13 protein-coding genes are annotated in these 12,675 nt (G+C 63.3%); 10 read left to right on the top strand and 3 right to left on the bottom strand.

The window, feature by feature from the left end:
- Window positions 1-219: 219 nt before the first annotated feature.
- Together PAM7066_RS16740 and PAM7066_RS16735 are read right to left on the bottom strand one after the other, a co-directional pair.
- On the bottom strand, window positions 220-1,131 hold the full coding sequence (locus tag PAM7066_RS16740; protein ID WP_085855372.1) for a helix-turn-helix domain-containing protein: 912 nt from the start codon (window positions 1,129-1,131) through the stop codon (window positions 220-222).
- Window positions 1,128-2,066 carry an AraC family transcriptional regulator gene (locus PAM7066_RS16735; RefSeq protein WP_085855371.1) on the bottom strand — a complete coding sequence of 313 codons (939 nt, stop codon included), beginning with the start codon at window positions 2,064-2,066 and terminating at the stop codon, window positions 1,128-1,130. The genes PAM7066_RS16740 and PAM7066_RS16735 overlap by 4 nt, the downstream gene beginning before the upstream one ends.
- Before the next feature lie 98 nt (window positions 2,067-2,164).
- On the opposite strand from PAM7066_RS16735, the gene PAM7066_RS16730 reads away from it, so the two are divergent.
- The 5 genes from PAM7066_RS16730 to PAM7066_RS16710 all read left to right on the top strand — a co-directional run bounded on the left by PAM7066_RS16730 (window position 2,165) and on the right by PAM7066_RS16710 (window position 8,825).
- Complete coding sequence (locus tag PAM7066_RS16730) at window positions 2,165-2,788, top strand: TetR/AcrR family transcriptional regulator (RefSeq protein ID WP_085855370.1); 624 nt, start codon at window positions 2,165-2,167, stop codon at window positions 2,786-2,788.
- Window positions 2,789-3,043: 255 nt separating this feature from the next.
- Window positions 3,044-4,507, top strand: a complete 1,464-nt coding sequence (locus PAM7066_RS16725; protein WP_085855369.1) for a catalase — start codon at window positions 3,044-3,046, stop codon at window positions 4,505-4,507.
- Window positions 4,508-4,536: 29 nt separating this feature from the next.
- On the top strand, window positions 4,537-5,472 hold the full coding sequence (locus PAM7066_RS16720) for a pirin family protein (protein WP_085855368.1): 936 nt from the start codon (window positions 4,537-4,539) through the stop codon (window positions 5,470-5,472).
- A 98-nt stretch (window positions 5,473-5,570) separates the two neighbouring features.
- Entirely contained in the window at window positions 5,571-6,839 is a 1,269-nt protein-coding gene (locus PAM7066_RS16715; protein WP_245749736.1) for a DUF5996 family protein, read from the top strand.
- A gap of 222 nt (window positions 6,840-7,061) precedes the next feature.
- Window positions 7,062-8,825 carry a monovalent cation:proton antiporter-2 (CPA2) family protein gene (locus PAM7066_RS16710; RefSeq protein ID WP_245749735.1) on the top strand — a complete coding sequence of 588 codons (1,764 nt, stop codon included), beginning with the start codon at window positions 7,062-7,064 and terminating at the stop codon, window positions 8,823-8,825.
- A gap of 39 nt (window positions 8,826-8,864) precedes the next feature.
- Here the strand turns inward: PAM7066_RS16710 and PAM7066_RS16705 are convergent, their stop codons facing one another.
- Entirely contained in the window at window positions 8,865-9,071 is a 207-nt protein-coding gene (locus PAM7066_RS16705) for a hypothetical protein (RefSeq protein ID WP_085855366.1), read from the bottom strand.
- A gap of 523 nt (window positions 9,072-9,594) precedes the next feature.
- On the opposite strand from PAM7066_RS16705, the gene PAM7066_RS16700 reads away from it, so the two are divergent.
- The 5 genes from PAM7066_RS16700 to PAM7066_RS16680 all read left to right on the top strand — a co-directional run bounded on the left by PAM7066_RS16700 (window position 9,595) and on the right by PAM7066_RS16680 (window position 12,355).
- On the top strand, window positions 9,595-10,395 hold the full coding sequence (locus PAM7066_RS16700) for a DUF927 domain-containing protein (protein WP_085855365.1): 801 nt from the start codon (window positions 9,595-9,597) through the stop codon (window positions 10,393-10,395).
- Window positions 10,392-11,063 carry a hypothetical protein gene (locus tag PAM7066_RS16695; RefSeq protein WP_139215040.1) on the top strand — a complete coding sequence of 224 codons (672 nt, stop codon included), beginning with the start codon at window positions 10,392-10,394 and terminating at the stop codon, window positions 11,061-11,063. The genes PAM7066_RS16700 and PAM7066_RS16695 overlap by 4 nt, the downstream gene beginning before the upstream one ends.
- Window positions 11,064-11,188: 125 nt before the next feature.
- Window positions 11,189-11,401 (top strand): DUF1275 family protein, encoded by a 213-nt coding sequence (locus PAM7066_RS19405; protein ID WP_245749734.1) that lies wholly within the window; start codon window positions 11,189-11,191, stop codon window positions 11,399-11,401.
- Between the two features lie 15 nt (window positions 11,402-11,416).
- Window positions 11,417-11,905 (top strand): metallophosphoesterase family protein, encoded by a 489-nt coding sequence (locus PAM7066_RS16685; protein WP_085855362.1) that lies wholly within the window; start codon window positions 11,417-11,419, stop codon window positions 11,903-11,905.
- Between the two features lie 258 nt (window positions 11,906-12,163).
- Entirely contained in the window at window positions 12,164-12,355 is a 192-nt protein-coding gene (locus PAM7066_RS16680) for a hypothetical protein (RefSeq protein WP_085855361.1), read from the top strand.
- The last annotated feature ends 320 nt before the right edge of the window (window positions 12,356-12,675 follow it).

Below are 12,675 nucleotides of genomic sequence, written 5' to 3'. Positions count from 1 at the left end.
CGACTACGGCGCGGGCCGCGGGACCGGGCCGCGCTCATGTTCCATGACGCCGGCCCGCTGAAGTACGGACGAGGCCAGCGCCACTTCGGCAATCCTCCGTGTTCTGAGCAGCTCAGCGTGGCAGAAGCGGCGTGGAACGCTCAAGTCCAATGACCTTGATCTGGTGGGCCGAGCGATTCAGAGCCGGGGCGCTGTGCCTGCAGCCGGAGCCAGTGAAAATTACCGTAGCGCAAAACTGCGCACAGGATCTCGAACGGCGCGCCGATAGTCGGACGGCGTCACGCACATGTGCTTGCTGAACACCCGGGCGAGAACCTGGTTCGACGAATACCCGACGTCCAGTGCGATCTCCGTGATCGGAAGGTCCGAATGCTCGAGGAGTTCGCACGCCTTCTCCACCCGCAAACGCGTCAGGTAAACGCGTGGAGGCACACCGACGCTCTGCTTGAACATGCGGGCGAAATGAAATGGCGACAGCTGCGCCTCAGCGGCCAGTTCGTCGAGGCTGATATCCTCCGAAAGCCGCGCGCGCATCAGATCCCGCACGTTGCGCTCGGCCCAAGACGCAAGGCCTCCTCTGGCCGGAGTAAACGGCGCCCCGCCTAAGCGGCAGAGTTCGGCGAGGATTTCGCAGCCTGCCGCACGCGCCAGCAGACGCGAGGGCGCCCCTTCGTCTTCGCAAAGAGACCATAGCTTCCGAAGCGTTGACCGGATTGCAGGCGAGTCAAACATTCCGTCATGGACACGGGCAAAGTCGAATGCAAATTGGCCGTCTACGGATTCTTCCATGATAGTCTGCCACTGCGCGACAGGAAATGCCACGGCGCGTATCTGATGGTTGATGTCCACGATAGAAGTACGTGCAAAGTGCGGTGCCGCCAGGAACAAGCCCCCTTTTTTGCTCATTACGTCAAAACGCCCCCCTCCCAAGTTGCCGGTGACTTTGCTCCCTCCAAGCATGTCCTGGGCCAGGACGAGATCCGGAACAGCGGGGCCGGAATTGTCTCCGGGTGGCGGCGCGGCCTCCAGCAAACTGAGCATTTCGCCGGCTGATCTTAGTGTTCGCACATAGGACCCGAGCTGACCCTCGCTATACCATTGCAGATACGAAGAATAGGCTGGCACGTTCATCGCTGTGCGTTGGATGCTGTAGTCGCCGCTCCCAGCACTCGGCGCGGCGGGTTGCGAACCGCCCGACGATAATCAGTAGGACTCATGCGTTGATGCTTGACGAATACCCGGGCGAGGACCTGGTTGGACGAATACCCGACCTCGAGCGCGATCTCAGTAATCGACAGGTCCGTCTGTTCGAGCAGTTCGCAGGCCTTCTCCATGCGCAACCGCGTCAGGTACACTCGTGGCGGCACGCCGACGCTTTGCTTGAACATGCGGGCGAAATGGAACGGAGAGAGCTGCGCCTCGGCGGCCAGTTCATCAAGGGAGATATCCTCCGAGAGCCTCGCGCGCATCAGGTCCACGCAGCGCCGCTCGGCCCAGAGCGCAAGGCCGCCCTTTGCTGGCGCGAACGGTGTCCCGCTCAGCCGACACAGCTCGGCCAGGATCTCGCAGCCTGCGGCCCGCGCCAGCAGACGCGAGGGCGCACCTTCTTCATCGCCAAGGACCCACAGGTTCCGGAGCAGGGATCTGATGGCCGGCGAGTCGAACATGTGACCGTAGATCGAGGCACTGTCGAACGAGAACCGACCCTCGCCGGCTTCATCGAGCACGCTTTGCCACTGCGCCGTCGGGAACGCCAAGCTGCGAAGCTGATGGCTTTCTTCCATGATCGCGGAGGTGGAAAAGTTCGGCGCGGCGAGGCAGATGCCACCTTTCTCGCTCGTTATATCGAACCGTCCCCCGCCCAAGTCCCCGCTCACACGGCTACTGCCCATCATGTCCTGATACAGCACGATATCCGGCAGCCCCGGGCGAGACATATCCCCGGCCGGTCGCGCTACTTCGAAGAGATCGAGGACTCCGCCCGGGGATTTCAACGTGCGCACATAGGACCCCAGTGGTCCGTCATAGTACCATTGCGAGGAAGACGCATACGCAGGCCGTACCATGTCGTGTCTCCTGTGAGGCGGCATTACCCCACCTCGACCACCTCTTCACACGGCATGATCGGAACGATACCGCTCCGTTCACATTAAAGAGGTAGTGGATGGAACGCAAGAGTATCGGCGTCAGTAAGAAGCGCAAACCGAGCGGAGCGGCAGTGATCCGCCCTGACCTGACGGACAAGTTGTTTCGGGCATTGTTCGAGGAGTGGGCAAGAACCGGATATGTGGGGATAAGCCTTGAACGCGTGGCTGCCTGCGCGGGGATCGGCAAGGCCGCAATTTACCGGAGATGGGCCTCGAAACGCGAGTTCGCGTCGGACGCGATCGCCAGCATTGAGATCGCGATGCTGGATCCCACCGATCATGGATCTCTGAAAGCGGATGCCCGAGCATTTCTTCAAGCCACGCGCACTGTGCTGCGGCATCCACTGGTCCGCCGGATCATCGCCGATCTGGTCGCCGAACGCTTGCGATCGGGCGAACTGGCGACGGTACTGGACCGCGCTGCCATGGCACGCCGACAGTTCGGGCATGGTTTGCTGGATCGCGCCATCAACCGCCACGAACTGCACGAGAACCTCGACAGGGAGCTGGCGCTCGATCTGCTCTTTTCCCCCCTCTACATGCGGATGATCATCCAAGGCAAAAACGTCACGAGGGCCGAACTCGACAGGCAGGTCATCGCCATTGACGCCGGCATCAAGGCCTGCTGCTTCAGCGCCTAGCACAAGCAGCGCTGCCGGGCGCAGACAGGTCACCCCGGCAGCGCGAAGGTCGCCGTCTAAGGCCGACCGGCCACGGAACCAAGTCGCAAGATTGGCATCTTTGCAGCAGATCCAGCGACGTAGAGCCTTAATTCGTCCGCTAGAACTCTGATCAATGCGCAGTTCTGTGCAGAATCTGTCGCCTGCCAGCATGATCACGAGACGGCAAGCGCACTAAGCCGGAAGCCGGCATGGCTCGATTGAACAGGACCGACGATGCCTCCTCAAGAACCTTCGACACTCCGTCTCACAACCACAGCCGGCGCGCCGGTCGCTGACAACCAGAACAGCCTCACTGCGGGCGATCGGGGACCGGTCCTTATGCAGGACTGGCATCTGATCGAGAAACTGGCGCACCAGAACCGCGAGCGGATTCCCGAGCGCGTCGTCCACGCCAAGGGCTGGGGCGCGCATGGAACGTTGAAGATCACAGGCGACATTTCGCATCTGACCTGCGCCCGTGTGCTGCAACCCAGCACTGAGACGCCGATGATTGCGCGCTTTTCTACCGTGGCCGGAGAAATGGGCGCGGCCGACCATGAACGGGACGTGCGTGGCTTCGCGCTCAAGTTCTACACGGAGGAAGGCAACTGGGACCTCGCCGGCAACAACACGCCGGTCTTCTTCGTTCGTGATCCGCTCAAGTTCCCCGACTTCATTCATACGCAGAAACGCCACCCGCGGACCAATCTGCGGTCGCCGACGGCGATGTGGGACTTCTGGTCGCTGTCGCCCGAGAGCCTGCACCAGATAACGATGCTCTTTTCCGACCGAGGTCTCCCCGTCAGCCCGATGCACATGAATGGTTACGGCAGTCACACCTACAGCCTGTGGAATGACAAAGGCGAGCGGGTCTGGGTCAAGTTCCACTTCAAGACGCGGCAAGGACATCGCCACTATACCCACGCCGAGGCGGAGAAGGTCATCGGTGAAACGCGCGAGGGATATCAGGAAGCCCTGTTCGGCGCGATCGAGGCTGGGGAGTTTCCCCAGTGGACCGTGCAGGTTCAGATCATGACGGAGGCCGAGGCGGGCGCATTATCGTTCAACCCGTTCGACCTTACAAAGGTCTGGCCCCACGCGGGCTTCCCGCTGATCGAGATTGGCATGCTCGAACTCAACCGCAATCCCGACAACTATTTCGCCGAGGTCGAGCTTCTGGCCTTCAGCCCGTCGAATGTCGTCCGGGGCATCGGCCACTCACCGGACAGGATGCTTCAGGGCCGGATCTTCGCTTACGCGGATGCACATCGCTATCGGCTCGGAACCCATTACGAAGCGCTGCCGGTCAACAGGCCGAGATGCCCGGTCCATCATTACCACAAGGACGGGGCCATGCGTTTCTTCGCCAACGCGGCCAGTCCCGATGCGTACTACGAGCCAAACAGCTTCGGCGGCCCACGGCAGGACAGCGCGTTCACCGAACCGCCGCTCGACCTGAATGGTCCGGCTGCCAGGTTCGATCATCGGGACGGCACCGACGATTTCAGTCAGCCGCGGGCGCTGTTCGAGTTGTTCGACGCCGCACAGAAAGATCGACTGTTTACCAACGTTGCAGCAGCAATGCGCAGTGTACCTGTTGAGATCATCGAGCGGCAGATCGACCTCTTCCAACAAGTCCATCCTGAGTATGGCGCCGGCGTCTGCGCTGCGCTGGACGCGCTGGACCCGCAATTCTGAATGAACCCTGATCGAAAAGGATCACATCAATGAGCTGGAATCCTGCACTCGAACCGGGCTGTCCCGACGATGTCAGCGTGGACGCGATCGAAACGCTCATCGTTCCGCGGTCCCGCGATCTCGGCGGCTTCGAGGTCCGGCGCGCCCTGCCCGCCCCAAAGCGGCAGATGGTGGGACCGTTCATCTTCTTCGATCAGGCCGGGCCGGCCGAACTGCTGACCGGCCAGGGCATCGACGTCCGGCCACATCCGCATATCGGCCTTGGCACGGTGACCTATCTTTATCGCGGCGACTTCCACCATCGGGACAGCACCGGCGCCGACCAGATCATCAGCCCCGGCGCGCTGAACTGGATGGTCGCCGGGCGCGGCGTGACCCATTCGGAGCGGACCTCCGCTGCGGCCCGCAGCGGTCCCAACGGCCTGTTCGGAATCCAGACGTGGCTGGCCCTGCCTGACGCACATGAAGATGTGGCACCCAGTTTCGAGCATCACGGCAAGGAGACGTTGCCGATGATCGAGGACAGTGGCGTCTCGGTGCGGCTTATCCTCGGCAGCGCTTATGGCCAGACCGCTCCTGCGACGATGCTGTCGGAAACCTTCTACGCCGATGTTCAGCTCGAGCCGGGAAGCCGGCTGCCGATGCCGGATGATCACGAAGACCGGGGCATCTACATCGTTGACGGCTCCATCTCGGTCGCGGGACAGGATTTCGATGCGGGTCGGATGATGGTCTTCCGTCCGGGCGACAGGATCACGGTCGCCGCCGGCGAGCGGGGCGCGCGGCTGATGATCCTTGGAGGCGCGACCTTTCCCGGCCCCCGTTACATCTGGTGGAACTTCGTCGCCTCATCGCAGGAGCGTATCGAAGCGGCCAAGATCGAATGGCGCACCGCTAACTGGGGTAAGGGGCGCTTTGATCTTCCGGCCGATGACCGCGATGAGCACATCCCCTTGCCGAATTGACCCGCGCCAACGGACCTATCGGCGGGGCGCAACGCGAGCGACCCGATATCAAGTGACTGGTTCCCCGAAGGAACAGATGCTGAACGGAGAAACGCGCAATGAGCACCAAATGGCCCCAACTCGACCACCTTGAATGGCGTGAGAGCTGTTCCGCCCTGCATCTGTACCTGCAGATCGTCGGCAAATACAGGCTGGCGCACACGCCTTGGCTCAACCATGCTTGGAACGCGACATTCTATGTTACGCCAACAGGCCTGACATCGTCGACCATACCGGACGGTCCCGGCATCGAATTCAGGTTCAATTTCTTGGAGCACAAGATCGTGGGCACCTGCGGCAGCGGCCGCGCTGCAATGTTCGCGCTCGGGCCGACCACGGTCGCGGCGTTCCGCGCGAACTTCGTGCAGCTGATTACCGACCTCGGGGGCACGTCGAGTTTCAACGACACCCCAAACGAGGTGCCTGACCCAGTCCCGTTCAGAGAGGATCATCGGGACCGACCCTATGACCGGGACTCCGTACAGCGCTACCATCAGGCCCTTGTGGCGATCGACAGGGTGATGGGCAGGTTCCGGACCTCCTTTCTCGACAAGTTCAGTCCCGTTCACCTGTTCTGGGGCGCGCTGGATCTTGCGGTCACGCGTTTCTCGGGGCGACGTGCGCCACTCCACCCTGCCGGCGTTCCGTCCCTCCCCGACGACGTGGCGCGGGAAGCTTATGACCGCGAAGTGTCCTCGGCAGGTTTCTGGCCGGGCGGTAACGGGATCGACTATCCGGCCTTCTATGCCTACGCCTATCCTGTGCCGGGCGGTTATCGCAGCGCGCTGATCAGACCCGATGCGGCCTTCTGGCATGACGGCCTGTCGGAATTCATATTGCCCTACGATGCCGTGCAGAGTGCAGCCGATCCCGACGAAGCCCTGATGGCTTTCCTGGTCCCGACCTACGAGGCGGCCGCCGACCTAGGCAAGTGGGACCGCGACCTTCTGGAATGCGCACAAGGGCAACCGCGCCAGGTGCGGCGGCAGAACGCGAGCCTTGAAAAGGCTGCGCCCACGCCCAGCGACGTCAAGGTTGAACGGGAAGATGGCGCGTCGAAGGGACGTTACCACTTGGTCATCGATGGCCACGAGGCCGAGATGACCTACAGCCGCGCCGGCGCCGGGATGATCATCATTGACCACACCGAAGTTTCTGCGGCCCTGCGTGGCCGCAAGATCAGAGAGAGGCTGGTGCGACAGGCGACCGATGATGCGCGGCGCAAAAAGTCGTCATCCTACCAATCTGCCCGTTCGCGAAGGCAAAGTTCGACCGCCATCCTGAATGGCACGACGTGTTTGGCCGGCCCGAGACGTGATGTCCAATAACACGCTCGCTGCGGTCGGCACACCATCCGAAGCAATGAAGATGCTGCCGCCGCCCCCAGTCGATGAACTGCGCCGCTCGTTGATCAACGCAGGTCTGGAGCCGAAAAAGCCATTGCCAGCAGCCGAGGTGACCCGCGCTGGTGCAACTATGCACGCGACACTCGGCGCCACCGCGCGCCGGCGTTGCCATTTGAGAGGGTTAAGCCGATGGCCGTAGGAGGATTGGGCCCGACCATCGGCCCTGTGGTCGTGCTGTTGGGCGCAGCGGTCATTGCCGTGCCTTTGTTCCGGCGACTGGGGCTTGGGTCGGTGCTGGGGTACTTCGCCGCCGGGGCGCTGGTCGGACCATCCGTGCTCGGACTGTTCACGGACCCCGACACGATCCTGCATTTCGCAGAACTTGGCGTGGTGATGTTCCTGTTCATCATCGGGCTGGAGTTGCGACCGCAAAAGCTCTGGGCGCTGCGGGCGCAGATTTTCGGGCTGGGGCTGGCTCAGGTGAGCCTCGCGATTGCCTTGCTGTCGCTGGCGGGCGCGGCGGTCTTCGCGTTTCCACCGGTCACGGCCTTCATTGCCGGAGCCGGGTTCGTGCTGTCCTCGACAGCGGTGATCATGTCGACCTTGCAGGAGCGCAAAGAGATCGCCAGCCCCGAGGGGCAGAAATCCGTCTCGATCCTTCTGTTCGAAGATTTGTTGATCGTGCCCTTGCTGGCGGTTGTGGCCTTTCTGTCGCCCGTCGGACAAGGCAGTGGCGGGCTGAGTGCCGTGGCGCTGGCGCTGGCCGGGCTGGCCGCGCTGCTAGTGACGGGCTATTGGCTGCTGGGGCCGTTCTTTGCCCTTCTGGCGCGCGCCCGTGCCCGCGAGGTGCTGAGCGCGGGGGCGCTGCTGGTCGTGCTGGGCGCGGCCCTCCTGATGGAGGCGGTGGGCCTGTCGATGGCAATGGGCGCGTTTCTGGCCGGCGTCCTGCTGTCCGGCTCCAGCTATCGCCACCAGATCGAAAGCGATATCGAGCCATTTAAGGGCTTGTTGATGGGGCTGTTCTTTCTTGCTGTCGGCATGTCGTTGAACTTGGCCGTCGTCGCGGCGGAATGGCCGCTGCTGCTGGCCATGTTGCTGGTCTATGTGCTGGTCAAGGCTGTCGCCATTTATGCCACAGCGCGGGCCTTTGGCGGGACCAATCTCGCCGCGTTGCGCCGCACTGTGATGTTCGCGCAAGGGGGCGAATTTGCCTTCGTCCTCTATACGGCCGCGGTGGCAGGCGAGGTCATCGACGGGCGGGAAAATGCGATCTTCTCGACCGTCGTGATATTGTCCATGGCGATCACGCCGCTGATCTTGATCGCTGCCGACAGGCTGTTGCGTGATCCTGGGTCAACGCTGGATGGGGTGGAGCCGGCAAGCAAGCTGGGCGGACAGGTCCTTGTGATCGGCTTCGGGCGTTTCGGTCAGATCGCTGTGCAAGTGCTGCTGGCGTGGGGCGCGCAGGTTTCGGTGATCGACAACAACCCCAACCGTATCCGCGAGGCTGCGCGCTTCGGGTACAAGGTCTATTTCGGCGATGGCATGCGGCTGGACATTCTACGCAGCTCGGGCGCTGCGCAGGCGCAGGTGATCTTGATCTGTGTCGATGATCGACACGCCGTCAACAGCATTGTCGAACAGGTCCAGCACGAGTTCCCGAATGCTGCAGTGCTGGCGCGCAGCTACGATCGTGGCCATTCGATGGAACTGATCCGCGCAGGCGTGGACTATGAGATCCGCGAGACAGCCGAATCGGCCTTGCTGATGGGGGCCGAGGGGCTCCGTCGGCTTGGCTGGGATGAGGCCGCAGTGGCCAAGGCGCTGGACGACATCCGCCGTCGCGATGTGCAGCGCCTGGCCGAACAGGTGCAGGGCGACATCATGTCCGGGCGGGACAAGATGCTGACGGCACCAGTGCCCGAGCCTCTGACACCCGTTCCGCCGGTGCCGAAGGGAGGGTCGTGATGAAAATGACGAGGCTTGGCGTCCGTGGCCGTCACACAGTCAGGACTTTTTCTCGATCACCGTCGCGATGGCGACCATGCCTTCCCGCAGAGCCGATTGGCTGCGCCTCCAGTCACCAATCCCAAGGCCGAAGGTCTTGTTGAGCCAGGCCAGCGTCAACCGCCGTGTCGCCTCCAGTGCGTCCGGGTCTTCCACTTCGGTTTCCTTGGCATCATCAACGCGGACGGCGCCGGTTTTCCTGTTCAACCGCCCGCGATGCAAGCTCACAACCTGCTATTTCGCATTCGGAGCAGGCGTCGAGCGAGCGGCGGTTCCTGCGGCTGGAGCCGTCCTACCCGCTCGACGCCTTGGACTGTTGGACTGTTGGACAGCGCCGGCAATGCGAGCCCGCGACCTGCTATCCCACGTTCGGAGCTGGCGTGGAGAGAGCGGCGGTTCCTCCGGCTGGAACCGCCCTCCGCGCTCAACGCCTTGGACAGTCGGACCGTTGGACAGCGTCGTACGGCCCGCACCAAGTGAAACACGACACGGTCACCTGTGGCCTTCCATGAAACGATTGCCCGCCGTGGTAGTAGCGGCGCCGCCCAGCAGGATATCGCGCCAGACCGTCTGACCTGTCCAATGGTCGGTCCGATGCCCGGGAGCGAGCTCGTGTCCAATGGCTCCATTCGTATCGCCATCGGATTTCAAAATACCTTTGGACAAGTGCATGACACACGGGGGTCTCTGACAGCATATTCGTGGAGACCTTCCACGGAGACCGCAAGATATGCCCCACCACGATCCAGGTGAGCCTCATCCAGACGACGAGGCCCGTACGCATCTCCCCGTCCCGATCGTCTCGGCGGACGAACACGCGCCCGCGGATGACGAGGCGCCGCGAGAGGAAACGGAGACGGAGACCTTCCTGCGCGAGATGGAGGAGGAGCTGCCGAGAGGATATCTGTATTTCCTCGATATCGGTCTGTTGTATCAGCTGACCAAGGCTGGAGACTATGCCCCGGTCTGCAGTCCGATCCGCGTCCTCCGCCGCCTGCGAACTCCCGACGGGACCGGCAGGCCTCTCGAGATCGCCCTGCGGGATTTCGACGGGCGGATCCGCACTGTCATCGTGCCGGTTGCGGAGCTGAGCACACGTCCCGCGGCCGTGGTCAACGCCCTGACCCATGTTGGTCTCGATCTTCGCGGCAAACCTGCAGACCTCACGGCATTGATCAAGGCTTGGGATGTCGACGCTACAGGGTATCTCGCCGACCGCCCAGGCTGGCTCGACCTGCCGAACGGCGCCTCCGTGTTCATCCGTCCTGACGGCGAGGTCTGCGCATCGCGGCCGATCACGGAGATAGTGCGGCTGTCGGGCGCCACGCCAATGCCCGTATCGGGAACCCTTGAAGACTGGCAGACCACGATCGGTCGCTGGTCGGTCGGCAACCCCGCGCTCATCGCGGGCGTGGCCATGGGCTTCGTGGGGCCGCTTCTTGGGCCTTCGCGCCTCGATACGGTCGGCATCAATCTCCACAGCAAGACGTCGAGCGGCAAATCCACGGTCGCCCGCGCAGCGCGCAGTTGATCGATATCCCCGCGTCCGCCTGGCGTCACGGCGTATTCGATGAGTTGCACGGACATGCAGATGGTCACGACTTTGCCATGGCGATCAAGGCAGCAGCGGAAGCCAACCATGGACATGCACTCCCGGCCTATCTTGACTGGCTGGTCCCACGTATCGGCAAGCTCGAGACTGAGCAGCTGCCGGCGATGCTCAAGATGTTCGAGCGGGCAGCGACAAAGCGCCTGGGTCCACTTGATGGCCCCGCGCAGCGGGTGATCGCGCGACTGGCCCTTGTCGCCATCGCCGGCGAGCTCGCCAGCCGCGCGGGCGTTGTGCCATGGCGAACGGAGACCGCCTGGAACGCGCTCCTTGAGAACGCCGGGCTCTGGCACAACGCGGCCGGCGAAAAACGCGCGAACGGACTCGACGGCATGATGGATCGGCTGACCGCGCTCGTGCGCACGCCTGACCGCTTCACCTCCCTTCCTGAAGGAACCGAGGCCGAGGGAGAATTCGCCGGCTGGATCGACGCGGATCATATCTACCTCGACTGCGAGGTGTTCGCCGAGATCGCCGGTAACCGGTCACTTCAGGAGGCGGCGCGGGATCTTCTGCACCGCCTCCCCGGACGCTACGTCCCGGACCGGCCCCGCACCTACCGCTTGCGGCGCGACAGGTTCGAGGATTGAAGATGAGCGGTCGCCCTCCCTCGCGGCCTCCCGAACTGCGCCATGCGATCCGCAGGCAGATGAGCTTCGGCCGCGGCTCGAGCCGAGGAGGAGGCCGCCTTGCTCCTGGCCTCGGAGCTTTGCTCGTGACCCGTCCCCAGCAGACCGGCGAGGCCCTGACGGTGATGGCAATCAGCTACGTCATCGGGCTGCAGAACGCGGTCACGACGATGGTCCCGGGCGCGCAGGTACGCACGACGCATGTCTCTGGTATGGCGACTGACGTCGGCATCGAGCTGGCGGCGCTGGCCGGCGAAGCCGAGGCATTGCGCGCCCCGCACCGCCCATTCCTTCGCTGAACAGGAGCTGCGCCAATGCCCGCACTCGACCAGCCGCCCCTACGAGGACGCATCGGCGTCATCTCCGACACGCACGGCCTGCTCCGCCCCGAGGCGTTGGAGGCTCTCGAAGGCGTCGACCGCATCCTGCACGCGGGCGATATCGGCGATCCAGACCACCTCGACGCGCTGGCGCGCATCGCGCCGGTGACTGCAATCCGCGGCAATATCGATCGCGGCGACTGGGCCGGAGTCCTGGCCGAAACGGTGACCCTCACGATCGAGGGCCTGCGGATCCACATGATCCACGACCGCAAGTCCCTGCAGGCCGATCCGGGAGCCGAGGGGTGGAACGTCGTGATCTCTGGCCACTCCCACAAGCCCGCCATCGAGGAAGCCGGCGGCATCCTTTGGCTGAACCCTGGCGCCGCCGGCCCCCGCCGCTTCCGCCTGCCGATCACCCTGGCCTTCCTCTGGGAGGACGCCGGTCGCCCTCGTGCCACGATCCACCCCCTGCCCATCTGACCCGCTTCCGCCTAGACGTGGCCCTCTTGACCACGCCGGGCCTGCCGGAGGCGGGTTCTCGTTCCGCCATCGGAAACACGACCTCGCGCAGGCGCAAACGCCGGAAATGAACCAGGCACCGACGGTTTTTCTCAGACCGCCTTGCTCTCGACCTCGGAGAACCCCGCCATTCCTTCATTTCGCGGAAAGCTGGCAGATCCACCCAACTGGCAACGACATCCGGTTGATCGACATTCCCGCATCTTGGGGTGTCACGGCATGTTCGACGAACCGCACGGACACGCTGATGGTCTTGCCTTCATTGTGGCGATCAAGGCGTCAGCGGAGGTCAACTACGGGTATGCGCTCCCTCTCTTTCTCAAGTGGCTCGCTCGCCGTATCGGAGAGCTCCTGACTCGGCGGCTTCCCGCGATGCTGAAGAAGTTCGGAACGGCAGCCGCGGGCGTCTGAGACCGCTTGGCCGACTTAAGCAGCGGGGGATCGCGCGACTGAGCCTTGTCGCGCTTGCCAGCCGTGCAGGCGTTGTGCCTAGGCGTACGTAGACCGCCTGCAACGCGCTCCTGGAGATCGCCGGGCGCTGGCACAAGGCGGCTTGCGAAAAGCGTTCGCACGGACCGGACGGAGCTATGCGAGATTTTGGGTAATGGGGCCTGAGAAGGCGGCGTATCGTGGCGGGTGTCAAAGCCTGCCAGAACCTCCCGAAGGAGCGATACGCCTTGGAAGACGATATCACGATCACCCCGCTTCACCAGCCCGGATCTGTCATCGAT

Source organism: Palleronia marisminoris (assembly GCF_900172315.1).
GTDB classification, from domain to species: Bacteria; Pseudomonadota; Alphaproteobacteria; order Rhodobacterales; family Rhodobacteraceae; genus Palleronia; species Palleronia marisminoris.
The sequence above is the reverse complement of the archived record's forward strand: the minus strand, read 5'-3'. Positions and strand labels throughout refer to the sequence as shown.